General features: G+C 72.0%; 20 protein-coding genes and 1 pseudogene. 9 read left to right on the top strand and 12 right to left on the bottom strand.

Annotated elements, in window-relative coordinates:
- Positions 1-8: 8 nt before the first annotated feature.
- From ACIGWZ_RS33230 to ssd, 7 genes and pseudogenes are all read right to left on the bottom strand, one after another.
- Positions 9-332 (bottom strand): annotated as a pseudogene (locus ACIGWZ_RS33230) (Rv3654c family TadE-like protein); the annotation flags it as partial.
- The gene (locus ACIGWZ_RS33225; protein ID WP_400070604.1) at positions 307-684 is read right to left on the bottom strand and encodes a TadE family type IV pilus minor pilin; all 378 of its coding nucleotides are present in this window, start codon (positions 682-684) and stop codon (positions 307-309) included. The pseudogene ACIGWZ_RS33230 and the gene ACIGWZ_RS33225, both read right to left, overlap by 26 nt.
- Complete coding sequence (locus ACIGWZ_RS33220) at positions 671-859, bottom strand: DUF4244 domain-containing protein (protein WP_400070602.1); 189 nt, start codon at positions 857-859, stop codon at positions 671-673. The genes ACIGWZ_RS33225 and ACIGWZ_RS33220 overlap by 14 nt, the downstream gene beginning before the upstream one ends.
- A 32-nt stretch (positions 860-891) precedes the next feature.
- Positions 892-1,683 (bottom strand): type II secretion system F family protein, encoded by a 792-nt coding sequence (locus ACIGWZ_RS33215; protein WP_400070600.1) that lies wholly within the window; start codon positions 1,681-1,683, stop codon positions 892-894.
- On the bottom strand, positions 1,680-2,564 hold the full coding sequence (locus tag ACIGWZ_RS33210; protein ID WP_400070906.1) for a type II secretion system F family protein: 885 nt from the start codon (positions 2,562-2,564) through the stop codon (positions 1,680-1,682). The genes ACIGWZ_RS33215 and ACIGWZ_RS33210 overlap by 4 nt, the downstream gene beginning before the upstream one ends.
- The gene (locus ACIGWZ_RS33205; protein ID WP_400070599.1) at positions 2,564-3,721 is read right to left on the bottom strand and encodes a TadA family conjugal transfer-associated ATPase; all 1,158 of its coding nucleotides are present in this window, start codon (positions 3,719-3,721) and stop codon (positions 2,564-2,566) included. Before ACIGWZ_RS33205 ends, ACIGWZ_RS33210 begins: the two co-directional genes overlap by 1 nt.
- Positions 3,718-4,905 carry a septum site-determining protein Ssd gene (gene ssd / locus ACIGWZ_RS33200; RefSeq protein WP_400070598.1) on the bottom strand — a complete coding sequence of 396 codons (1,188 nt, stop codon included), beginning with the start codon at positions 4,903-4,905 and terminating at the stop codon, positions 3,718-3,720. The genes ACIGWZ_RS33205 and ssd overlap by 4 nt, the downstream gene beginning before the upstream one ends.
- A gap of 494 nt (positions 4,906-5,399) precedes the next feature.
- On the opposite strand from ssd, the gene ACIGWZ_RS33195 reads away from it, so the two are divergent.
- On the top strand, positions 5,400-6,281 hold the full coding sequence (locus ACIGWZ_RS33195) for an HAD family hydrolase (RefSeq protein WP_400070597.1): 882 nt from the start codon (positions 5,400-5,402) through the stop codon (positions 6,279-6,281).
- Positions 6,282-6,715: 434 nt separating this feature from the next.
- Here ACIGWZ_RS33195 and ACIGWZ_RS33190 read toward each other — a convergent pair whose 3' ends face one another.
- Positions 6,716-7,573, bottom strand: a complete 858-nt coding sequence (locus tag ACIGWZ_RS33190; RefSeq protein WP_400070595.1) for an oxidoreductase — start codon at positions 7,571-7,573, stop codon at positions 6,716-6,718.
- A 101-nt stretch (positions 7,574-7,674) separates the two neighbouring features.
- Between ACIGWZ_RS33190 and ACIGWZ_RS33185 the strand changes: the two genes are divergently transcribed.
- Entirely contained in the window at positions 7,675-8,661 is a 987-nt protein-coding gene (locus ACIGWZ_RS33185; RefSeq protein WP_400070594.1) for an ATP-binding protein, read from the top strand.
- On the opposite strand, the gene ACIGWZ_RS33180 is transcribed toward ACIGWZ_RS33185, so the two are convergent.
- Positions 8,642-9,967 carry a hypothetical protein gene (locus ACIGWZ_RS33180; RefSeq protein WP_400070592.1) on the bottom strand — a complete coding sequence of 442 codons (1,326 nt, stop codon included), beginning with the start codon at positions 9,965-9,967 and terminating at the stop codon, positions 8,642-8,644. The two genes, ACIGWZ_RS33185 and ACIGWZ_RS33180, sit on opposite strands and share 20 nt — an antisense overlap.
- 322 nt (positions 9,968-10,289) lie before the next feature.
- Between ACIGWZ_RS33180 and ACIGWZ_RS33175 the strand changes: the two genes are divergently transcribed.
- From ACIGWZ_RS33175 to ACIGWZ_RS33150, 6 genes are all read left to right on the top strand, one after another.
- Positions 10,290-12,638 carry a SulP family inorganic anion transporter gene (locus tag ACIGWZ_RS33175; RefSeq protein ID WP_400070904.1) on the top strand — a complete coding sequence of 783 codons (2,349 nt, stop codon included), beginning with the start codon at positions 10,290-10,292 and terminating at the stop codon, positions 12,636-12,638.
- Between the two features lie 148 nt (positions 12,639-12,786).
- Positions 12,787-14,751 (top strand): acetate--CoA ligase, encoded by a 1,965-nt coding sequence (gene acs / locus ACIGWZ_RS33170; protein ID WP_400070591.1) that lies wholly within the window; start codon positions 12,787-12,789, stop codon positions 14,749-14,751.
- Positions 14,752-15,034: 283 nt separating this feature from the next.
- On the top strand, positions 15,035-16,387 hold the full coding sequence (nhaA, locus tag ACIGWZ_RS33165) for a Na+/H+ antiporter NhaA (protein WP_400070589.1): 1,353 nt from the start codon (positions 15,035-15,037) through the stop codon (positions 16,385-16,387).
- Positions 16,388-16,448: 61 nt separating this feature from the next.
- Complete coding sequence (locus ACIGWZ_RS33160; RefSeq protein ID WP_400070587.1) at positions 16,449-16,907, top strand: phage holin family protein; 459 nt, start codon at positions 16,449-16,451, stop codon at positions 16,905-16,907.
- Positions 16,904-17,842 (top strand): alpha/beta fold hydrolase, encoded by a 939-nt coding sequence (locus ACIGWZ_RS33155; protein ID WP_400070585.1) that lies wholly within the window; start codon positions 16,904-16,906, stop codon positions 17,840-17,842. Before ACIGWZ_RS33160 ends, ACIGWZ_RS33155 begins: the two co-directional genes overlap by 4 nt.
- A 166-nt stretch (positions 17,843-18,008) precedes the next feature.
- Positions 18,009-18,206 carry a hypothetical protein gene (locus ACIGWZ_RS33150; protein WP_400070584.1) on the top strand — a complete coding sequence of 66 codons (198 nt, stop codon included), beginning with the start codon at positions 18,009-18,011 and terminating at the stop codon, positions 18,204-18,206.
- A 72-nt stretch (positions 18,207-18,278) separates the two neighbouring features.
- Here ACIGWZ_RS33150 and ACIGWZ_RS33145 read toward each other — a convergent pair whose 3' ends face one another.
- The 3 genes from ACIGWZ_RS33145 to nth all read right to left on the bottom strand — a co-directional run bounded on the left by ACIGWZ_RS33145 (position 18,279) and on the right by nth (position 21,358).
- The gene (locus ACIGWZ_RS33145) at positions 18,279-19,478 is read right to left on the bottom strand and encodes a MarP family serine protease (protein ID WP_400070582.1); all 1,200 of its coding nucleotides are present in this window, start codon (positions 19,476-19,478) and stop codon (positions 18,279-18,281) included.
- Positions 19,479-19,491: 13 nt separating this feature from the next.
- Positions 19,492-20,220 (bottom strand): NUDIX hydrolase, encoded by a 729-nt coding sequence (locus ACIGWZ_RS33140; RefSeq protein ID WP_400070580.1) that lies wholly within the window; start codon positions 20,218-20,220, stop codon positions 19,492-19,494.
- Positions 20,221-20,293: 73 nt separating this feature from the next.
- Positions 20,294-21,358, bottom strand: coding sequence for an endonuclease III (gene nth / locus ACIGWZ_RS33135; protein WP_400070578.1), 1,065 nt, complete (start codon positions 21,356-21,358; stop codon positions 20,294-20,296).
- 482 nt (positions 21,359-21,840) lie between these two features.
- Here nth and ACIGWZ_RS33130 point away from each other — a divergent pair, with 482 nt between their 5' ends.
- Positions 21,841-22,515 carry a Crp/Fnr family transcriptional regulator gene (locus tag ACIGWZ_RS33130; protein WP_006604164.1) on the top strand — a complete coding sequence of 225 codons (675 nt, stop codon included), beginning with the start codon at positions 21,841-21,843 and terminating at the stop codon, positions 22,513-22,515.
- The last annotated feature ends 185 nt before the right edge of the window (positions 22,516-22,700 follow it).

Genomic DNA, 22,700 nt, shown 5'->3' with positions numbered 1-22,700 from the left:
CCCGCTCTGGCCCGTACCCGCGTCGTGTACGGGCCGCTGCCGGCCTCGGCCGATACGTCGGCGACCGCCCCGGCCAGGGAACAGCGCACCAGGCGCGTGTGCTGCGCGAGTGCCACCCGGCGCGCCGCGGCGCAGGCCGTGGCCCGTCCCTGGAGCGCGCGGTCCGCGGCCGCCAGCGCCGCCATGTCCGCGGCACCACCCGCCCGGTGCCGCGCCGTGACGGCCTGGCCCACACCGATCAGGGCCGCGAAGACCGCGCAGAGCGCCGCCGCCGCGAAGACCGTCCATACCGTCGCGGCGCCGTCGTCACCGCCCCACCGTCTCCTCCGCAAGAGCCGTCGCCTCCCCTCTGACCTGCGCCGTCAGCCGCCCCGGACCGGGCAGCTCGGCCGCGACCCGTACGCGCACCAGGTCGCCCTCCCGTGCCAGCTCGACCCGCGCGCCCCGTGGAGCCGCGCCCCTGGCCGCCCGGATCACCGCCGCCCGCGGTTCCGAGCGCGCCGCCGCGCGCGCACCGGCCTGTGCCGCATCCACACACGCGATACGGGCACAGACCGCCATCAGCCCCCAGACGAGCGCCGCCACCACCGCCACCAGCACCGGCAGGACCACGGCCGCCTCCGCCGTCACAGTGCCCGCGTCGCGGGCACTCCGGCCGCGCGACGCGGCGTCAAAACTGGACACCGAGCGCCTTCTCCACCATCCCGCGCAGCAGCTCTTTCACCGTGCCGCTGGTCATGACCGCATAGAGCGCCGCCGCCAGCGCGCAGGCCGCGAGCGTGCACACGGCGTACTCGGCCGTGGCCATCCCCCGGTCCACCTCCGCGGTGCGCAGCCACATCCACCAACGTCGGAACATGCCAACCCCCTTGACCTCATGACTCGTACATTTCAGTTACGTCCCAGCAGTCCGCCCGCCAGGCCGATCAGCACCGGCGCCACCCCGAGCGTCAGGAACGCCGGCAGGAAGCACGCCGACAGCGGCAGGGTGACCAGCACGCCCGCCCGCCGGGCCCGTGCGACCGCGGCCCTGTCGTGCTCCGCACGGAGCTCCGCCGCGATCCGCGCCACCGACTCGACGGCCGGCACCCCCGATATCCCGGCGCGCTCCATACAGCGCGCCAGCCCTTCGGCCCCGGGCAGGGCCGCCAACCGCGGCCATACGGCAGCCGGTTCGCCGCCGAGGCGGAGTTCCGCCGCCGCTTGGCGCAATCTCTCGGCGACGGTTCCCTCCAGCGACCGGCCCACCGCCTCGGCCGCCTCCCGCGGCCCGGCGCCGGCGGCGAGGGTGGCCGCCAACAGGTCGGCGGCCGGAGTGAGTTCCGCGCGCAACCTGGCCTCGGCCGACCGCCCCGCTTGCGCGCTCCGCCGCCGTGCCAGCCAGAGGTGTGTGCCGTAGCCCACCGCCGGTGCCGCGAGGACACCGGCCGGGCCATCGACCAGAATGATCACGAAACCGGCCACACCCAGTGGCCCGAGCCACTGCTTCATCCGACCGCCGCGCAGCGCCGCACGCCCGCGGCGCCGCCCGGCAACCCGCCCGCCGCCGTCCCCGACCATCGCCCGCGCCCGGTTCCGTACCGCCCGCCCGCGGCGCGCCTCCCCCAGCAGCGTGATCGCGTACGCCGCCGCCATCACGGCCGAGACCGCCATCCCCACCCTGTGGAAAACTTCTGCGCTCACCGCACCCACCGCACGTCCCCTCCTTCGCTTGCCTCCGCGACGATCCGCGCCGTCCAGGCCACGCCGCCCCACTCCAGTAGTCCGCCGGCCACCAGGCAGACCCACCCGGACGGCGTGTGCAGCAGCACCCGCAACGGGTCGGCGCCCAGCGCGCCGCCCATCAGGAGCCCGGCCGCCGGAAGCAGCGCGAGCATCAGCGCCGTGACCCGGGGGCCCGCCAACTGGGCCCGCAATTCCTCCTGTTGGTCACGCCGGGCCCGAAGACCCGCCGCGATCCGCTCCAGCCCGGAGGCGAGCCCGGCGCCGCCCTGCACCGCGACCTGCCAGCAGGCCGCCATCCCGGTCAGCCCGTCGGCCCCGGGCAGCCGCGCCGCCGTACGCAGCGCCTGCGGGACGTCGCCTCCGTAGCGCGCGGCCGCCGACACCGCGGCCCCCTCGTCCCCGAGGCCCGGCAGCCCCGCAGCGAGCAGGGCCCGGTGGGGCTGCTGCCCGGCACGCAGTTCGCCCGCCACGGCCGCGCACAGTCCGATCACCGCCGCGGTACGCCGGTCCCGTTCGCGCTCCGCGCCCCGGGCGGCCAGCCACCGGCGGACGACGAACGCGGCCGCCAGCGAGGCGAGCACGGGCACCACGGACTCGCCGACCACGCCGACCCCGAGCCCCGCCGGAAGACACCAGGCCTCCCGCCCGATACGGCCACGGCTCCAGCGCCCGGCACGCCGCCACCGGGCCCGCCACGTCGCCCTCTCCGGCGCGCCCGACAGCTCCCGGGCGCGCCGCCCCACCTCGTCCCGCCCGCCACCGGCCAGCCACCCCGCCGCGCCCGCGCAGAGCATCGCCGCCACCGCCGCCACCCCCGCCACTGGGCCCAGGGAGACCATCACCGCTCGCCGCCCCGCGCGCAGAGCTCCGTCAGCCGCCGCCGGCCACGCGCCTCCTGGAACCCGTCCGGGCCCCAGAGCGCGGCCGGTACGGTCACCACGAAGCCGTCGCGGTCCCGCTCCAGGACGTGGATCTCGGCGATCCGCCGCCGCCCGGAGCGGTCGCGTACGAGGTGCAGGACGACAGCGAGCGCGGCCGCCAACTGGCTGTGCAGGGCGGCGCGGTCCAGCCCGGCCGTCGAGCCGAGGGCCTCGAGACGGGCGGGGACGTCGCACGCGGCGTTCGCATGCACGGTGCCGCAGCCTCCCTCGTGGCCCGTATTCAGGGCCGCCAGCAGGTCGGTGACCTCGGCGCCGCGCACCTCGCCGACCACCAGCCGGTCGGGCCGCATCCGCAGCGCCTGCCGTACGAGGTCCCGCAGCGTCACCCGCCCGACGCCCTCCTGGTTGGCGGGCCGGGTCTCCAGCCGGACCACGTGGGGATGGTCCGGCCGAAGCTCCGCCGAGTCCTCGGCCAGGACGATCCGCTCGGCCGGACCGACCAGCCCCAGCAATGTGCTGAGCAAGGTCGTCTTCCCCGAGCCCGTTCCGCCACTGATCACAAAGGACAGCCGGGCCGCCAGCACGGCGGTGAGCAGCCGGTCGCCGCCCGGCGGGACCGTCCCGGCCGCCACCAGGTCCGCGAGGGTGAAGGCCCGGGGCCGTAGCACCCGCAGGGAAAGACACGTGCCCTCGACTGCCACCGGGGGCAGTACGGCATGCAACCGGGTGCCGTTCGGGAGCCGGGCATCGACCCAGGGGTGGGCATCGTCGAGGCGACGGCCGGCCACCGCCGCCAGCCGCTGGGCGAGCCGGCGCACCTCCGCCGCGTCGCGGAAGCGCACCGCCGTACGCTCGAGACCGCCGCCCCGGTCCACCCACACCTCGTCCGGCGCGGTGACCAGGACGTCCGTGACATCCGGCGCGGCCAGCAGCGGCTCCAGCGGCCCGCCACCCACCATCTCGGACCGCAACGCGGCCACCACGCCCAGCACTTCGGCGTCCCCGAGGAGCCGCCCCTCTTCCCGCAGCGCCACCGCCACCCGGGCCGGCGTCGGCTCCGCCCCGCTCTCGGCCAGCCGCCTGCGGACCACATCCAGCAGATCCCGGCCGGTCATCCGCGGACACCGCCCCGGAGGGCCGTGAGGCCGGAGCGGCCGGCAGTCGGCCGGGGCCGGAGCGGGCACGGGCCCGAAGGGGCCGACACCCGTTCCCAGAAGGCCGTGCAGAACCGGGCCAAGGGCCGCCGCGGATCGGCACCCGGCGGCACATCCCGCCGCAGATCCCCCGACAGGTCCGCCTCCCAGGCGAGTTCACCGGCCGATGGAAGCTTCAGCAGGCGGGCGATCTCGTCCGGCTCCAGGCCCGGGTCCGGCCCGGGAACGCCGCGTGCGACCACCCGGACGTCGCCGAGCACCCCGCGCACCCCCGCCGCCACCCGCCGGGCCGCCGCGACCGCGCGCAGCTCCGCGGGGACGACCAGCAGCCCCAGGTCCATCTGCGCCAGCGCCTCCGCCACCGCCTCGTCGACCCGGCGGGGCAGATCCACCACCACGACGCCGCCCCGCCGGCGCGCGGCCGCGAGCACCGCGCGCATGGCCGGTGGCGGGATGGCGGCCTCGCCGGACCGGTCCCAGCTGAGCACCCGCAGGGAGTGCAGCAGCGGCAGCGACTCGGCCAGGGCGCCTCCGGCCACCCGGCCGCGCGATTCGGAGAAGGCGGGCCAGCGCAGGCCCTGTTCCTTCTCCCCGCCCAGGAGGACGTCGAGCCCGCCGCCGAGGGGATCGCCGTCCACCAGCATCGTGGGCGCTCCCGCACGGGCCGCCGTGACGGCGAGGGCACAGGCCACGGTGCTCGCCCCGGCCCCGCCGCAGCCGCCGATGACGCCGACCGTGCGGGCCGGTGGCCCGACCCCCTCGACGGCGTCGGCGATCCGGTCGGCCAGCCAGCGCTCGCCGTCGGGGAGGACCAGCACCCGTTCCGCCCCGATGGCGACCGCCTGGCGCAGGAGCGCGGGTTCGTCGGCGCCGCGGGCGGCGACCACCACGCCCTCCCGCCGCCCGGCGCCGCTCAACCGGGCCGCGCAATCCTCGCCGACGATCACCAGCGGCGCCGTTTCCCAGCCGCCGTTCCGGGCCGGGCGGCCGGATGCCACTTCGGGCAGCGCGCCGGCCGCCGCGCACAGCCGGAGAAGATCATCGAGAAGGCCCTCGTCCTCGGTGATGATCAGCGGTGCGCCCCGCTCTTCGCTGTTTCCGTCGCCCCGGTGATCCGGCCGATCGGATGTCCTGGATCCGGACACGTTCCGTCCCCCTATCGCTACACAACTCACTCATCCGCGAACTCGCGGACTTTTACGGTGCAGCGATCGGGAAAATCCCGTGGATCTTGACTCAAATCTGTGGACAACTCCGCGACTGTGAATATCCCCGTCACCTATTCCAGCGACGAACGACAACTTCTGGGGGCACAGAGTGGGACGAAGACCGACAAGGAGATCGGAGACGAAGAAGCGCTTTCACAACGCAGCGAAGCCACTACAGGGAGTTACGGACAAGGCGCATTGCCGACCGCCACGGGGCGAGCAAAGAGGAGGGTCCGAATCCGGGTCCGGCGGCGCAAAAGGCGTCCGGACATGCGACGACCCCCGCCGGGGGGGAGAGCGGGGGTCGTCCCCACGGCCGACTCGGGGGGGGAGGAGCCGGACCGGGTTAGCACGGTCGCGAACGATCCGTGACTTCCATGGTGTACCCGAGAGCCTTCTCAGGCAAACCCACGCGCCACACCTTACGCCGAATGGTTGGCCCCTATGCTCACCCCGTGGAAAACCACTCCGTGCCTCACTCGACGCCCCGTACTGCCGCGTTCTTCGACTTGGACAAGACCGTGATTGCAAAGTCGAGCACGCTGGCCTTCAGCAAGTCGTTCTACCAAGGCGGCCTGATCAATCGCCGGGCCGTCCTGCGCACCGCCTATGCCCAGTTCGTGTTCCTCGCCGGCGGCGCCGATCACGACCAGATGGAGCGCATGCGCGAATATCTCTCCTCGCTCTGCCGCGGCTGGGACGTGGCCCAGGTCCGGGAGATCGTCGCCGAAACGCTGCACCGCCTGATCGACCCGATCATTTACGACGAGGCGGCCTCGCTCATCGAGGAACACCACGCCGCCGGACGGGACGTCGTCATCGTCTCCACCTCGGGCGCCGAGGTCGTCGAGCCGATCGGTGAACTCCTGGGCGCCGACCGGGTGGTGGCCACCAGGATGGTGGTCGGCGAGGACGGCTGCTTCACCGGCGAGGTGGAGTACTACGCCTATGGGCCGACCAAAGCGAAGGCCGTCCGGGAACTCGCCGAGTCCGAGGGCTACGACCTGGAGCGCTGCTACGCATACAGCGACTCGGTAACCGACATCCCGATGCTGGAAGCGGTCGGCCACGCGTTCGCGGTCAATCCGGACCGGGCGCTGCGCCGCGAGGCGGTGGCACGCGGCTGGCCGGTGCTCTCCTTCAACCGGCCGGTGCCGCTCAAGCAGCGGCTGCCGGCACTGTCGCTGCCCCCTCGGCCGGTGCTCGCCGCCTTCGCCGCGGCGGGCGCGGCGGCCGCCACCGCGGGCCTGGTCTGGTACGCGAGCCGACGCCGGACGACGGCAAAACGCCTCGCCCATATTGCCCGCATTTGAAGCCAAACGTAAATATCTGCGGCCTGGGGTTCCACTTGCCCCGTATCAGTAGTACAAAGGACTTAACGGCCCGCGAGACCAAGGACATCCGAGAGGACTACCTGAAAACGCAGCAAGGCCCACGGACCGATGCATGAAAGTCGGGCACCCACGCGACGCCGACCCGTCGATTACGGGCCAGCCGCACCAGGTAACGGACAAAGTTTCCGACCTGATGGGCAAATATCGTGCACGCATGGTCACGCGACGGACATGCCAGCGGCGGTACCAAGTAGCACAGGTACCGCCGCAACCCCTTTTTCGGGCATGGAGTGCGGCTCCCTGAGACCGGTCGAGGGCGCTCACCCTCGAGGGCGAGCGCCCTTGGACCTTGCTTGGCGTGCGCCAGGTTCGCCCATCCCCCGCCGGGCCCGGTCACGCCATGCCGGAACCACTCATGCCGCGCCGCGCTGCAACGCCTCGCAGACCGCGGTGCTCTCCCGCGAGCCCAGGTCCACCGCACGTCCGCAGTGCACGATCCACGCCGCGACGCCCTCCGGGGTGCCCGAGGCATAGCCCTCCAGAGCCGCGACGTACGCCGCGCGCCCCAGTTCGGCGTGTCCGACCTCGGCCGGGCAGATCGACTTCGGGTCCAGCCCGCTGCCGACCAGCACGATCCGCTCCGCCGCCCGCGCGACCAGCCCGTTGCACGAGCCGAAGGGCCGCAGCGCCAGCAGCTCGCCGTGCACCACCGCGGCCGTCACCAGGGCCGGGGCCTCACTGCCGGCCAGCAGCAGCCGCGCCAGCCCGTCCAGCCGCCCGGCGACCTCATCGGCGTCCGGCAGCGCCAGCTCGATGAGCGGCTCGTCCACCGGTTCGGCCCCCAGCCGCGGCCGCCCCACCGTCTCGTCCGACGCTCCCCCGCCGGCCGCCACCAGATGCAGGCGCGCCAGCACCCGCAGCGGCGACTGCCGCCATACGCTCAGCAGCTGCCCGGCCTCGGCGGTCAGCCGCAGCGCGGCGCCGACCGTCCGCGGCTCGCCGTCGACACCGAAGTCGGTGCGCCGCCGGACCTCCTCGAGCGCCCAGTCGGCCCCCGCGAGCGCCGCGGAACCGCGCGCTCCGCGCAGCGCCGCCTCGGAGGTGACCTCACTGCTGCGGCGTCGCATGATCCGGTGCCCGTAGACCCGGTCGACGCCCTTGCGTACGGAGTCCACCGCGTCGGCGACCCCCGGGAGCGACGCCAGGGCGGCGAGCGGATCGACGCTCGCGTTCGGGGGTGCGGGGGTCGAGCCCCGGGAGTGTGCAGCCATGGGTACGACCCTACGCACCACCAGGCCGGACCCCTCGAAGGAGTGGTCTTCTTCACGCAGGACTCTCACCCACCGCGATATGACGATTACCCTTGGTGAACATGAAGATCGCTTTCGTAGGCAAGGGCGGCAGCGGCAAGACCACCCTGTCGTCCCTGTTCATCCGTCACCTCGCCGCGTCCCGGATCCCCGTGATCGCGGTGGACGCCGACATCAACCAGCACCTGGGCGCCGCCCTCGGCCTCGACGAGGAGTCGGCCGCCGCGCTTCCCGCGATGGGCGCCCATCTTCCGTTGATCAAGGACTACTTGCGCGGCAGCAACCCCCGGCTCCCCTCCGCCGAGACAATGATCAAGACGACGCCGCCCGGCCAGGGCTCACGCCTGCTGCGGGTCTGCGAGGACAACCCTGTCTACGACGCCTGCGCCCGGACCGTGCCGCTGGACGACGGCTCCGTACGGCTGATGGCGACCGGCCCGTTCACCGAGTCCGATCTGGGCGTGGCCTGCTACCACTCCAAGGTCGGAGCGGTCGAGCTGTGCCTCAATCACCTGGTGGACGGCCGCGAGGAGTATGTCGTCGTCGATATGACGGCCGGTTCGGATTCCTTCGCCTCCGGCATGTTCACCCGCTTCGACATGACCTTCCTGGTGGCCGAGCCGACCCGTAAGGGCATCGCCGTCTACCGCCAGTACAAGGAGTACGCCCGGGACTTCGGCGTCCCCCTGAAGGTGGTGGGCAACAAGATCCAGGGCCCGGACGACCTGGCGTATCTGCGCTCCGAGGTGGGCGACGACCTGCTGGTGACCGTCGGGCACTCCGACTGGGTGCGCGCCATGGAGAAGGGCCGCCCGGCCGCGTTCACGCAGCTGGAGGAGGGCAACCGCCGCGCCCTCCAGGCGCTGCACGGCGTGGCCGACGCGTCGTACGAGCGCCGCGACTGGGAGCGCTACACCCGCCAGATGGTGCATTTCCACCTCAAGAACGCCGAGAGCTGGGGCAATGCCAAGACGGGCGCCGACCTGGCCGCCCAGGTCGACCCCGCCTTCCTGCTGCTGGAGGAGGTGGCTACTGCGCAGCCGGCCTGATGGACCCGGTCCGCGCGTCCGCGCCGGCGGGCAGCACCGGCCCGTCCGGCCTGCCCGCCGGGGCATACGGGGCGCCATCGGGGGCGCCATCGGCCGTCCCGGAGAGATACGACGCCCAGCCGCCCCTCGGGGATTCCCCCACCGACAGCGCCCGCAGCCTGTCCAGCACCTCCGGCTGCTGCGCGTCCAGCCAGTCCGCCAGCTGCTTGAAGCTGACGCACCGGACGCTCTTCCTGAGGCAGATGGTCCTGATGGCCTGCTCGACGGCCGCCATGTAGGTGCCGCCGTTCCAGGACTCGAAGTGGTCGCCGATGAACAGCGGTGCGCGATTGCCGTGGTAGGCCCGCTCGAAGCCTGCCATGACGCCGCGGAGCATCTGCTTGCCCCAGGTGGCGTGCCGGGCACGGTCGCCGTGAGTGGTGCCGGACTGGTTGGCGAGGAAGTTGTAGTCCATCGAGAGGGTCTCGAAGCCCCGGCCGGGCAGCGGTATCGCCTGCAGCGGGAAGTCCCAGATGCCGCCGGTCTTCCGCGGCCAGGTCTGCAGCCCGCCGGGCGAGCTGGCGTCGTAGCGGAAGCCCATCGCCCTGGCGGCGGGTAGCAGATTGCGCCGCCCCTCCAGGCAGGGCGCCCGCCCGCCGACGAGTTCGGTGGAGTAGTCGAAGGGCAGCGGCTGCTCGGACGTCAGGCCCGAGTTGGTCTTCCAGCGCTTGACGAACCCCTCGGCCTGCTCGATCTCGCTGATCCATTCGTCCGTCGTCCAGACGCCGACGCCCCGGGGGCCGCAGAAGTGGCCGTTGAAGTGCGTGCCTATCTCGTGGCCTTCCTGCCAGGCGCCGCGCATCTGCGTCACGGTGTCCTTGATTCCCTGGACGTCGTTGAAGCCGATCGCCGAGGTACCGGGGGCGTGCCGGGGCGGGGCGTACAGCTCCCGCTTGCTCTCCGGGAGCAGATAGACGCCGCTGAGGAAGAACGTCATGGTCGCCTGGTACTTCTTGCCGACCGCCCGGAAGTGCGAGAACAGCCGCTGGCCGTCCTCGCCCGCGCCGTCCCAGGAGAACACCACGAATTGCGGGGGCCGTTTGCCCGGCTCGAGGCGGACGGGGGTGGGCTGGTTGGGCTGCTCTCCGGTGGAGGCGGTCGAGCCGTCGCCTATGAGATGGACGGTCCCGGCGGGGACGTGCGGCGCGGCCCGTCCCTTCCTGGTGTGGTGCGACGGGCCCCCGCGGGGGAACCCGCCGCAGCCGGCTATCGCGGCCAGCGCCACCGCCGCCGCTATGGACGCCGTGACCTTCGCCGGTGCCGCCATCGGCCCACCTCATTCCCGGTGCCGTGGCACCTTCCGAGTGATTAATCGGAAGATTTACCCGCAACAGCTTCTATGCCAATGAAGCGGATGAAAAGGGTAGTCCAATGGACATCAAATTCACCCGATAGATGGAATGACTGGCTCGTATGCCCGAAAATCCTTCTCTTTGCCTTTACGTGTCATTACGATCCATTTACCGATGCTTGAGAGTCACCGGACCGTCACCCTCGTGACGGCCGCCCGGTCGGCTCACGTCCCGCCGCAGTACACCGCCGCCCACGATCGCGCCCCGCGCGACCGCGTCGCCCCGGAGGAGACGGGAATGTCGCAGATCGAGAAGTCGCCGCCGCCGAAGCCGCGCGCCCCGCACCCCACCGAGATCCCGTCCGAGATCCCGTCCGAGATCCATCCCCATCCCGTGCCCGGGCCGCGCGCCGGGAAGCCCCGCCGCGCGGCGCTGCGCCGGGACCTGTCCGCGTCGATCGTCGTCTTCCTGCTGGCCGTACCGCTGTCGCTCGGCATCGCCCTCGCCACCGGTGCCCCGCCGCAGGCGGGCCTGGTCGCCGCGGCCGTGGGCGGCATCGTCGCCGGCCTGCTCGGCGGCGCCCCGCTCCAGGTCACCGGCGCGGCCACCGGCCTCCTGGTGGTCACCGCCGATCTCGTCCAGCGCTACGGCTGGCGCGCCACGTGCGCCATCACCGTCCTGGCAGGCCTCGTCCAACTCGCCCTGGGGGCACTGCGGGTGGCCCGCGCGGCGCTGGCCATCAGCCCGGCGATCGTGCACGGCATGCTGGCCGGGATCGGCGTGACGATCGCCGTCGGACAGCTGCATGTGGTGCTCGGCGGCAGCCCCGACAGCTCGGCGCTCGACAACGTCGCCGCGCTGCCGCGCCAGTTGGAGCACCCGCACGCCGCCGCCCTGCTGATCGGCGCCGTCACCGTCGCCGTGCTGGCCGGCTGGAAGCGGCTGCCGGGCCGCGGCGGGCGCTGGGCGCGGGTGGTCCCGGCCCCGCTGGCCGCCGTCCTCGCCGCAACGGCCCTCAGCGCCGGAATGGCGCTGCCGCGGGTCGATCTGCCGTCCTGGCGGCTGCCAGAACTGCCCGCGCTGCCGGACGCCTCCTGGCCGGCGGTCGCCGCCGCGGTACTGACCGTCACCCTGGTGGCCAGCATGGAGTCGCTGCTGTCCGCGGTGGCGGTGGACCGCCTCGCGGCCGAACAGCCCGGCGCCCCCCAGGGCCGCTCGCAGCTCAATCGCGAGCTGGCCGGGCAGGGCCTCGCCAACGCCGTCTCCGGGCTGCTGGGGGGCATGCCGGTCTCCGGCGGCGCGATGCGCGGCTCGGCGAACGTGAAGGCGGGCGCGGCGACCCGGCGCGCCACCGTGCTGCACGGGGTGTGGGTGCTGCTCTGCGCGGGCCTGCTGGCCGGGACGCTGGAACTGATGCCGCTCGCCTCGCTGGCCGCGCTGGTGATGGTCGTCGGCGTACGGATGGTGAGCTTCGCGCATATCCGCCATGTGCAGCGGCACCGCGAATTCCCGGTGTACGCCGCCACCTTGGGTGCGGTCGTGGCCCTCGGAGTACTGCAGGGCGTGGCAACCGGCATCGCGGTCTCGGTGTTCCTGGCACTGCGGCGGCTGACCCACACCCGTATCGCGGTCACCGAGGAGCCCGACTGCCATCGGGTGCGGGTCAGCGGGCAGTTGACGTTCCTGGCGGTGCCGCGGCTGACCCGGGCGCTCGCGCTGGTGCCGGCCCGCGCCAATGTGGTCGTCGAGCTGTGCGGATCGTTCATGGACCACGCCGCCTACGAGGCGCTGCGGTCCTGGTCCGCCGGGCACCGGGCGCACGGCGGCTGGGTCACCCTCGGGGGCCGCTCGGGCCGCCCCATCGCCGAGCCCACCAGCGCGCACTCGTGCCGCCCGTGGACGCCCTGGCGCAATCACCACTGCACCCGGCCCGCCCCGGCCCTCGCATCGGCTCCGCAGAGCAGCGGCAGCCAACTGCTGGGCGGGGTCAGCGCCTTCCAGCGCCATACGGCCCCACTGGTGCGCGAGGAGCTGGCCAGGCTGGCGCGCGAGGGCCAGCGGCCCACCCAGCTGTTTCTGACCTGTGCCGACTCCCGGCTGGTCACGAGCATGATCACGTCCAGTGGTCCGGGCGATCTGTTCACCGTCCGCAACGTGGGCAATCTGATGCCGCCGCCCGGCTCGGACGCCTCCTGCGACTCGGTGGCGGCGGCGATCGAGTACGCGGTGGAGGTGCTGCGGGTCGGCTCGATCACGGTGTGCGGGCATTCGGGATGCGGCGCGATGGGAGCGCTGCTGGCCTCCGCGGCACCGGACGAGGCCGAGCCGACCCCGCTCGCCCGGTGGCTGCGGCACGGCCGGCCGAGCCTGGCGCGGATGGCGCGCATCGGACGGCTGGGCCGGGGCGAGGTCGCCCTCGACAACCGCCCGGTGGCCGATGATCAGGAACGGCTGGCGCTCGTCAACGTCCTCCAGCAGCTCGACCACCTGCGGGCGCACCCGTGCGTGGCCCGTCGGGAGGCGGAGGGCTCGCTCGCACTGCACGGCATGTACTTCCATGTCGGCGACGCGCAGGCGTATGTGCTGGACGAGACCACCGGGCGGTTCTCGGCGGTCTGCGGCGAGCCGTCACCGGTGCGGGTCTGACCTGCGCGGCATCCCCCGAACGGCCCTGAAACAGACCGGTATCTGACAGGTCTACACCAATAATTGTCCACAGGCCTTGTCACGGCCGGGCGCGGGCTGGTGAGCTATGACCCGGGACACATCGGACGCCCCGGGATTGGGAGAAGTCGTGAGCAACGAAAGCCTGGCCAACCTGCTGAAAGAGGAGCGGAGGTTCGCACCGCCCGCCGATCTGGCCGCGCATGCCAACGTCAAGGCTGTCGCGTACGAACAGGCCGCGGCGGACCGGCTGGGCTTCTGGGCCGAGCAGGCCAAACGCCTCAACTGGGCCGTGGAGCCCACCCAGACACTCGACTGGTCCAACCCGCCCTTCGCGAAGTGGTTCGCCGACGGCAAGCTCAACGTCGCGTACAACTGCGTGGACCGCCATGTGGAGAACGGCCTGGGCGACCGGGTCGCCATCCACTTCGAGGGCGAGGGCGGCGACACCCGCACGATCACCTACGCCGAGCTCCAGAAGGAGGTCTCCAAGACCGCCAACGCCCTGATCGAGCTGGGTGTGGGGACCGGCGACCGGGTCGCCATCTATCTGCCGATGATCCCCGAGGCGGTCATCGCCATGCTGGCCTGCGCCCGCCTGGGCGCCCCGCACTCCGTCGTCTTCGGCGGCTTCTCCGCGGACGCGCTGGCGACCCGTATCAACGACGCCGACGCCCGCGTGGTGATCACCGCCGACGGCGGCTACCGCCGCGGCAAGCCGTCCGCCCTCAAGCCCGCCGTGGACGAGGCGCTGACCCGGCCCGGCACGGAGAACGTCCGCAGCGTGCTGGTCGTACGCCGTACGGGCCAGGAGGACACCGCCTGGCACGAGGGCCGCGACGTGTGGTGGCACGAGATCGTCGAGCGGCAGAGCGAGACGCACACGCCCGAGGCGTTCGACGCCGAGCACCCGCTCTTCATCCTCTACACCTCCGGTACGACGGGTAAGCCCAAGGGCATCCTGCACACCACCGGCGGCTACCTCACCCAGGTGTCGTACACCCACCACGCCGTCTTCGACCTCAAGCCGGAGACCGACGTCTTCTGGTGCACCGCCGACGTCGGCTGGGTCACCGGCCACTCGTACATCACCTACGGCCCGCTCTCCAACGGCGCGACCGAGGTGCTCTACGAAGGCACGCCCGACACCCCCCACCAGGGCCGCTGGTGGGAGATCGTGCAGAAGTACGGCGTGACGATCCTCTACACCGCGCCGACCGCGATCCGCGCCTGCATGAAGTGGGGCGACGACATCCCGGCGAAGTTCGACCTGTCCTCGCTGCGGATCCTCGGGTCGGTCGGTGAGCCGATCAACCCCGAGGCCTGGATGTGGTACCGCAAGCACATCGGGGCCGAGACCACGCCGATCGTCGACACCTGGTGGCAGACCGAGACCGGCGCGATGATGCTCAGCCCGCTGCCCGGCGTCACGGAGACCAAGCCGGGCTCGGCACAGGTGCCGCTGCCCGGTATCGCGGCGACCGTCGTGGACGACGACGCCAACGAGGTCCCGGACGGCGCCGGCGGCTATCTGGTCCTCACCGAGCCGTGGCCGTCGATGCTGCGCACCATCTGGGGCGACGACCAGCGCTATCTGGACACGTACTGGTCCCGTTTCGCGGGCAAGTACTTCGCCGGTGACGGCGCCAAGAAGGACGAGGACGGCGACATCTGGCTGCTGGGCCGGGTGGACGACGTCATGCTCGTCTCCGGGCACAACATCTCCACCACCGAGGTGGAGTCCGCGCTGGTCTCGCACCCGAAGGTGGCCGAGGCCGCGGTCGTCGGCGCCGCCGACCCGCAGACCACCCAGGCCATCTGCGCCTTTGTCATCCTGCGCGGCGGCGCGGCGGAGGACGAGAGCCTGGTCGACGAGCTGCGCACACATGTCGCACAGCAGCTCGGCCCGATCGCCAAGCCCAAGCGGATCCTGCCGGTCGCGGAGCTGCCCAAGACCCGCTCCGGCAAGATCATGCGGCGGCTGCTGCGCGATGTCGCCGAGAACCGCGACCTCGGTGACGTCACCACGCTCACCGACTCCTCGGTCATGGATCTGATCCAGGCGAAGCTGCCGAGCGCGGCCAGCGAGGACTGAGCCGTAGCGGCTGGCGGAGGGGGCACCGGGCCACTGCGGCCGGGTGCCCCCTCCGTCGTACACCCAGCGGCCGATCGTCCGTTATGCCCGTAAAGTGAGGGGCGCCGGATACTCCCTTGCACCCGGCCGGTAAAGTGGTGAGGGCGTTAATGACACGCCAAGAAACTCAGGGTGCGCCGGGAAGTCTGGTCGGCAACTGCAACAGCCGTACACAGCTGCCGAACTGACCGGAGGCCACCCCGTGAGCGCGCCGAAGAACCGCCGTCCCATATTCCTCGGACGGATGTCCCTACCGGAGCGGAACTTCGTCGCCGACGCCCTGCGCGCCGAAACCGTCGGCGGTGTCCTCCTTCTCGTCGCCGCCGTGGTGGCCCTCATCTGGGCAAACACCCTCAGCGGCAGCTACGCGGCGATCCGCGACTTCCACCTCGGCCCCGCCTCGCTCGGCCTGGACCTGTCCGTCCAGCACTGGGCCGCCAACGGCCTGCTGGCCGTCTTCTTCTTCGTCGCAGGCATCGAACTCAAGCGGGAACTGGTCGCCGGCGAGCTGCGCGACCGCAAAGCCGCCGCCCTCCCGGTGGTCGCCGCGGTCTGCGGCATGGCGATGCCCGCGATCGTCTATGCCGTCGTCAACGCCATCGGCGGCGGCTCGCTCCAGGGCTGGGCGGTCCCCACCGCCACCGACATCGCCTTCGCGCTCGCCGTCCTGGCCGTCATCGGCACGTCCCTGCCCTCCGCGCTCCGCGCCTTCCTGCTCACCCTCGCCGTCGTCGACGACCTCTTCGCGATCCTGATCATCGCGATCTTCTTCACCTCGAAGATCAATTTCCTGGCGCTCGGCCTCGCCGTCGCCGGCCTGGTGCTCTTCTCTCTCCTGCTCCGCAAGGGCGTCCGCGGCTGGTACATCTACGTCCCGCTCGCGCTGGTCATCTGGGGCCTGATGGAGAACAGCGGGGTGCACGCCACCATCGCGGGCGTCGCCATGGGCCTGATGCTGCGCTGCCACCGCCGCGACGGCGAGCGCCACTCCCCCGGCGAGCACATCGAGCACCTGGTCCGCCCGCTCTCGGCCGGTCTCGCGGTGCCGTTGTTCGCCCTCTTCTCGGCGGGCGTGTCGATATCCGACGGCGCGATCCATGACGTCTTCACCCGGCCCGAAACGCTCGGCGTCGTCCTCGGCCTGGTGCTCGGCAAGGCGCTGGGGGTCTTCGGCGGCACCTGGGCCACCGCCCGCTTCACCAGGGCGGAACTCAACCCCGACCTCAAGTGGCCGGATGTCTTCGCCGTCGCCACCCTGGCCGGAATCGGCTTCACGGTCTCGCTGCTCATCGGCGAACTGGCCTTCTCCGAGGACCTCGCACTGGCCGCCGAGATCAAGGCAGCGGTGCTGATCGGCTCGCTGATCGCCGCCGTCTTCGCCGGCGTGCTCCTCAAGCTGCGCAACAACAAGTACCGCAAGCTGTGCGAGGAGGAGGAGCGGGACGAGGACCACGACGGCATCCCCGACGTCTACGAACTCGGCAAGCCCGAGTACCACCTGCGGATGGCCGCGATCCTCGAGGCAAAGGCCGCCGAACACCGCCGCCTTGCCGAAGTGGCCGCCGACACCCCCGCCAGGGACGATGGTCCGGCATGATCTGAGAGGCTTTGCCATCCGGGCGATTTGCCATCCGGGCGAAATGAAGAGGGAGACGGCGATGAGCGCAGCCGACGGCAGCACGGACCGCAGCCTCGGGCAACTGGTGGCCACGGCCACCGCCGAGATGTCCGCACTGGTGCACGACGAGATCGCGCTGGCCAAGGCGGAACTCCGGCAGGACGCCAAGCGGGCCGGCATCGGCAGCGCCGCCTTCGTGGTGGCGGGCGCACTGGCACTGTTCGCACTGCCGGTACTCAGCTTCGCGGCGGCGTACGGCATCCACAACCTCGGCCTCGGGCTCGCCTGGTCCTTTCTGATCGTGGGCGGCGCCTTCCTGGTCCTGGCCGGCCTGCTGGTCCTCCTCGCGATGGCCAAGATCAAGAAGATCAAGAAGCCGGAGAAGTCGATCAACTCCGCCAAGGAGACCGCGGCCGTACTGCAGAAGGCCAAGCCCCACCCGCGCGTCGTGGCGGAGGACCACCCGGTCCTGGAGTCTGTGACACGCTCGTCGGTATGACAGCCCCTGACAGCACCGCCTCGGTCGTACGACTCGACATCCCCGGCGGGAGAGAGGTCTCCCACCGGGACGTCGCCGCGAACGGCGCGCGTTTCCACATCGCCGAGATGGGCGACGGCCCCCTGGTGCTGCTGCTGCACGGCTTCCCGCAGTTCTGGTGGACCTGGCGTCACCAGATGCCCGCGCTCGCCGACGCGGGTTTCCGGGCGGTCGCGATGGACCTGCGCGGCGTCGGCGGCAGCGACCGCACCCCGCGCGGCTACGACCCGGCGAACCTCGCGCTCGACATCACCGGCGTCGTACGGTCCCTGGGCGAGCCGGACGCCGCACTGGTCGGGCACGACCTGGGCGGCTACCTCGCCTGGACGGCGGCGGTGATGCGCCCCAAGCTGGTGCGCCGGCTCGCGGTGTCCTCGATGCCGCATCCGCGGCGCTGGCGCTCGGCGATGCTCGCGGACGTACGGCAGAGCGCCCGCAGCTCGCACATCTGGAACTTCCAGCGGCCCTGGCTGCCGGAACGCCGGCTGACCGCGGACGACGCGGCGCTGGTCGGCCGCATGATCCGCGACTGGTCCGGGCCCCGGCTGCCCGAAGACGACGCCGTCGAGGTCTATCAGCGGGCGATGAGCATCCCCTCGACGGCGCACTGCTCGATCGAGCCGTACCGCTGGATGGTGCGCTCGATGGCCCGCCCGGACGGCATCCAGTTCAACCGCCGCATGAAGATGCCGGTACGGGTCCCGACGCTGCATCTGCACGGCTCCCTCGACCCCGTGATGCGCACCCGCAGCGCGGCCGGCTCCGGCGAATACGTGGAAGCCCCGTACCGCTGGCGGCTCTTCGACGGGCTGGGGCACTTTCCGCACGAGGAAGACCCGGTCGCGTTCTCGACCGAGCTGATCAACTGGCTCAAGGACCCCGAACCGGACCGCTGAGCGGACGCCGTACGCCGCTGAGCGGAGCGGTCGGGACGCGGGGCGCACAGCCTGCGCGCGATTGTGTCGAACCCTTGTATGACGAACAGCCAATTGCCTGGCGCATAGGCCAATTGGCGGCTCCTCAGGCGGTTACGGACCTTGGGCCACGGGCAGTGTCGTGGGTATGGGCTGGACGCACGACTACCGTGACGTGGCACGCAACCGCCGCAGCAGTGCCGCTGCAGTGGGCACTCGGGAGAGGGAAACCCCGGATCTCAGGTCCGACGGCTCCCCGGGGCCCGCGGACCCGATGGGCATTCCGCGCATCCTGCGCCGCAGAGCGCGCTGGATGAGTGCGCGGCTCCGCCATCCCCGAAGCTGAGCCGCCGCGCCCCGGCGCGCGCCCGGCGCGGGAAACCGCAGTTCCCCGCGCCGCTTCCGGCGCCCGCCCGCCTCAGATCGCGCAGCCCTGGCTGTTGACCTGCCGCACGGCCGTACGCCCCTTGGTGACGTCCTCGCGGATCTCGTCCGCGGTCAGCGCATAGCCGGTGCGGGAGTCGTCCAGCGACTTGGCGAAGACGACGCCGTACACCTCACCCTTGGGGGTGAGCAGCGGGCCGCCGGAGTTGCCCTGCCGGACCGTGGCGTAGAGGGAGTAGACGTCCCTGGCGACCGTGCCGCGGTGGTAGATGTCCGGGCCGTTGGCCTGGATACGGCCGCGGATGCGGGCCGCGCGGACGTCATAGCCGCCGTTCTCCGGGAAGCCGGCGACGATGGCGCTCTTGCCGCTGCTCGCGTCCTGGCCGGCGAACTTCAGCGCCGGGGCGTCCAGCGAGGGCACGTCCAGAACGGCGATATCGCGCCGCCAGTCGTAGAGCACCACCTTGGCCTCGTACTGCCGTCCCTCGCCGCCCACCTGGACGGTCGGCCGGCTGACGCCGCCGACGACATGCGCATTGGTCATGACGCGGTGCCTGCCGAAGACGAACCCGCTGCCTTCGAGGACCTTGCCGCAGCTGGGCGCCGTACCGACGATCTTGACGATGCTGCGCCTGGCCTGCTCCGCCACCGGGCCGCCCGCCAGCCTGGGGTCCGGCGCGGGCACGGACGTGATCGGCTCGTTGGAGAACGGCGTGAAGACCTGCGGGAAGCCGTTCTGCGCGAGCGCGGCGGAGAAGTCCGCGAACCAGGTGTTGGCCGCCTGGGGCAGCACCCGGGACACCCCCAGCAGCACCTTGGAGTTGCGCACCTCCTTGCCCAGCGTCGGCAGGGACGTGCCCGCCAGGGCGGAGCCGATCAGCCAGGCGACCAGCAGCATCGCCAGGACGTTGACCAGCGCGCCGCCGGTCGCGTCCAACGCCCGCGCCGGTGACCAGGTGATGTGGCGGCGCAGTTTGTTGCCCAGATGGGTGGTGAGCGCCTGGCCCACCGAGGCGCACACGATCACGATGGCGACGGCCGCGATGGCCGCGAAGGTGCCGGGCGTCGCATCGCCGGTGATCTCGTTCCAGATCAGCGGCAGCAGATAGACCGCGATCAGGCCGCCCCCGAGGAAGCCGATCACGGACAGGATGCCGACGACAAAGCCTTGCCGATAGCCGACGATCGCGAACCACACGGCGGCGACCAGCAGCAGGATGTCCAGGACGTTCACGCCGGACACCGTCTCACGAGCGCCAGTCCAGCGGGACCTGCTTGTCACGGTCCCACGGAATCTCCCAGCCCGCGTAATGCAGGATCCGGTCGATCACTCCGGCGGTGAATCCCCAGACCAGGGCATTCTCGACAAGGAAGGCCGGGCCGACGTGACCGCTGGGGTGGCGGCTGGTCACCCGATGACCCGGATCCGTGAGATCCGCCACGGGAACCGTGAAGACCCGCGCGGTCTCCGCCTGGTCCACCGCGCCCACCGGGCTCGGCTCGCGCCACCAGCCCAGGACGGGCGTCACCACGAAGCCGCTGACCGGGATGTAGAGCCGCGGCAGCACGCCGAAGACCTGGACACCGGCCGGATCCAGACCGGTCTCCTCCTGGGCCTCGCGCAGCGCCGCCCGCACCGGGCCCTGACCCTCCGGATCGCCGTCCTCCGGGTCGAGGGCGCCGCCGGGGAAGGACGGCTGGCCGGCGTGCGAGCGCAGGGTGCCGGCGCGCTCCAGGAGCAGCAGCTCGGGGCCGCGGGCGCCATGGCCGAAGAGGATCAGCACCGCGGACTGCCGGCCGCCGCTCTCGGGCGGCAGGAACCGGCTGAGCTGCCGCGGTTCTATGGTCGCAGCGGCCGCGGCCACCGGGGCCAGCCATTCGGGCAGGCCGTCGGCCGTGACGGCGGCCTCCCGGTCGTACGCCGCCCGCCCGTGGCTCCCGGTCTTCTCGTCGTACTGCTCCCGTGCTCTCGTCATACGCGCCCCCTCAGGCCCTGGCATCGATGGTCGGTCACCCGTTCGGGGCCGCCGTGTGGTCACGCGGCTGCCGTCATGGGGCCGCCATCGGGGCCGCGGGCTGCCCCGGATAGTCGGCCGGCGGCTTCAGCCGCTGCCCCGGCTGGCCGCCCAGCTCGTACTTCAGCAGCTTCTTCGCCTTCTCCGGGTCCGTCTCGCCCTCGCCGTACGCGGGGCACAGCGGGGCGATGGCGCAGGCGCCGCAGGCGGGCTTGCGGGAGTGGCAGACGCGGCGGCCATGGAAGACGACGCGGTGCGAGAGCATCGTCCACTCGCTCTTGGGGAAGATCGCGGCGACGTCCGCCTCGACCTTCTCGGGGTCCTCCGCGGCGGTCCAGCCGAAGCGACGGGCCAGGCGGCCGAAGTGCGTGTCGACGGTGATCCCGGGGACGCCGAAGGCATTGCCCAGCACCACATTGGCGGTCTTACGGCCGACGCCGGGGAGCGTGACGAGATCCTCCAGGCGGCCGGGCACCTCGCCGCCGAAGCGGTCGCGCAGCGCCGCCGACAGCCCCAGCAGCGACTTCGCCTTGGCCCGGAAGAAGCCCGTCGGCCGGATCAGCTCCTCCAGCCGCTCCGGCTCCATCGCCGCCATGTCCTCGGGCGTCGGGCAGACCGCGAACAGCCGCGGGGTGGTCTGGTTGACCCGCAGATCGGTCGTCTGTGCCGACAGCACCGTGGCGACCAGCAGCTCGAAGGGGTTGGTGAAGTCCAGCTCCGGGTGGGCGTACGGATACAGCTCGGCCAGCTCCCGGTTGATCCGCCGCGCCCGCCGCACCATCGCGACCCGCGACTCGGGCTTGCGGGCGGGGGCCTTCTTGGCAGGGGCGGCCTTCTTCGCCGCGGCCTTCTTGGCGGGGGTCTGCCCGGCCGCTGTCTTCTTCGCGGCAGCCGCCGTCTTCTTCGCGGCGGGCGCCTTGGCCACGGCGGCCTTCTTCGTCGCGGCGTCCTTCGTCGTAGCGGCCTTCTTGGCCACTGCCTTCTCGGCGGACTTCGCGGACGTCGCTGTCTTGGCGGTCTTCGCTGTCCTGGCGGTCTTCGCGGGCTGCTTGGCGGCGCTCTTGGCTGCCGCCGGCTTCGCGGGCGGGGTTTCCTTCACGCCGGCCTTCTTCCCTGCCGAGATCTTGCCTACCTGGCTCTTCGATGCGGGGGTCCTGGCGGTTGCCCCCGCCGCTGTCCCGCGCTGTGCCGTCGCGTCCTTCGCCTCTCCCGCCGTCGGCCACGACGCGCCGGACCGCCGCGCTGCCGCCATGCGGCCGGAGGTCACCCTGGAGGGGGATTTGTTACTTTTATCCGCATTCGCCGCATCTACGGACGAGTGTTCGCCCACAGCGGAATCGCCTACGGCGCTCACTCACTCAGCCCCCCAGTCCCGTGCTCTCACCGGCGTATTGGACACTCGGCCAGACTAAGGCCACCCACTGACATCCGCCCCGACCACTGTGATTCGTGACCCCAATCGGCCCCCTGCCTTATGGCTTGCGGCACCGGTCCGGCAAACTTGTGATTGATCGCACTGTTTTGCATTCCGGCATGATGGGGACCACAGTCCCCCGGAGCATGTCGACAAGGAGAGATCTCGTGGACGACGTTCTGCGGCGCGCACCGCTCTTTGCGGCGCTCGATGACGAGCAGGCGGCCGAGCTGCGCGCCTCAATGGGAGAGGTCACGCTCGCCCGCGGCGACGCCCTGTTCCACGAAGGGGACCCAGGCGACCGCCTCTACGTGGTCACCGAGGGCAAGGTGAAGCTGCACCGCACTTCCCCGGACGGCCGCGAGAACATGCTCGCCGTCCTGGGCCCTGGCGAGCTGATCGGCGAGCTCTCGCTCTTCGACCCCGGCCCGCGCACTGCCACCGCCTCGGCGCTCACCGAGGTCAAGCTGCTCGGCCTCGGTCACGGCGACCTTCAGCCCTGGCTGAACGCCCGTCCGGAGGTCGCCACGGCCCTGCTGCGCGCCGTCGCCCGGCGCCTGCGCAAGACCAACGACCAGATGTCCGACCTGGTCTTTTCCGACGTACCGGGCCGTGTGGCACGCGCCCTCCTGGACCTGTCGCGCCGCTTCGGCGTGCAGTCCGAGGAAGGCATCCACGTCGTCCACGACCTGACGCAGGAAGAGCTGGCCCAGCTGGTCGGCGCCTCCCGCGAGACGGTCAACAAGGCGCTCGCCGACTTCGCCGGCCGCGGCTGGCTCCGCCTGGAGGCCCGCGCCGTGATCCTCCTGGACGTCGAGCGACTGGCCAAGCGCTCGCGCTGACGCCGACTCGCGCAAAACCGTGCAAGGGCCCCGCTCCGGCGGGGCCCTTCGCCATTGGCGCACCCCGGGGCCGCCCAGTGCGCTTCAGGATCCGACGGGCGGCCAGGTACGTACGGGCGTCCGGCACGGCCTCGGCGGGCATCGTCCACGCATCCACGGCCCCGGCTGCCCCGGCTTCGTACGGA

The organism is Streptomyces sp. NPDC053427 (genome assembly GCF_044544985.1).
Taxonomy (GTDB): Bacteria; Actinomycetota; Actinomycetes; order Streptomycetales; family Streptomycetaceae; genus Streptomyces.
This window is presented reverse-complemented; position numbering and strand designations above follow the sequence as displayed.

What these genes read in the sequence shown, in the direction of transcription:
- ACIGWZ_RS33175 (WP_400070904.1), top strand. Translation starts at nt 10,290, where the DNA reads ATGTCGCAGATCGAGAAGTCGCCGCCGCCGAAGCCGCGCGCCCCGCAC.
- ACIGWZ_RS33140 (WP_400070580.1), bottom strand. Translation starts at nt 20,220, where the DNA reads ATGACGAGAGCACGGGAGCAGTACGACGAGAAGACCGGGAGCCACGGG.
- ACIGWZ_RS33210 (WP_400070906.1), bottom strand. Translation starts at nt 2,564, where the DNA reads ATGGTCTCCCTGGGCCCAGTGGCGGGGGTGGCGGCGGTGGCGGCGATG.
- ACIGWZ_RS33195 (WP_400070597.1), top strand. Translation starts at nt 5,400, where the DNA reads ATGGTTGGCCCCTATGCTCACCCCGTGGAAAACCACTCCGTGCCTCAC.
- ACIGWZ_RS33160 (WP_400070587.1), top strand. Translation starts at nt 16,449, where the DNA reads ATGAGCGCAGCCGACGGCAGCACGGACCGCAGCCTCGGGCAACTGGTG.
- ACIGWZ_RS33220 (WP_400070602.1), bottom strand. Translation starts at nt 859, where the DNA reads ATGTTCCGACGTTGGTGGATGTGGCTGCGCACCGCGGAGGTGGACCGG.
- ACIGWZ_RS33180 (WP_400070592.1), bottom strand. Translation starts at nt 9,967, where the DNA reads ATGGCGGCACCGGCGAAGGTCACGGCGTCCATAGCGGCGGCGGTGGCG.
- nhaA (WP_400070589.1), top strand. Translation starts at nt 15,035, where the DNA reads ATGTCCCTACCGGAGCGGAACTTCGTCGCCGACGCCCTGCGCGCCGAA.
- ACIGWZ_RS33150 (WP_400070584.1), top strand. Translation starts at nt 18,009, where the DNA reads ATGGGCTGGACGCACGACTACCGTGACGTGGCACGCAACCGCCGCAGC.
- ACIGWZ_RS33205 (WP_400070599.1), bottom strand. Translation starts at nt 3,721, where the DNA reads ATGACCGGCCGGGATCTGCTGGATGTGGTCCGCAGGCGGCTGGCCGAG.
- ACIGWZ_RS33185 (WP_400070594.1), top strand. Translation starts at nt 7,675, where the DNA reads ATGAAGATCGCTTTCGTAGGCAAGGGCGGCAGCGGCAAGACCACCCTG.
- ACIGWZ_RS33155 (WP_400070585.1), top strand. Translation starts at nt 16,904, where the DNA reads ATGACAGCCCCTGACAGCACCGCCTCGGTCGTACGACTCGACATCCCC.
- ACIGWZ_RS33190 (WP_400070595.1), bottom strand. Translation starts at nt 7,573, where the DNA reads ATGGCTGCACACTCCCGGGGCTCGACCCCCGCACCCCCGAACGCGAGC.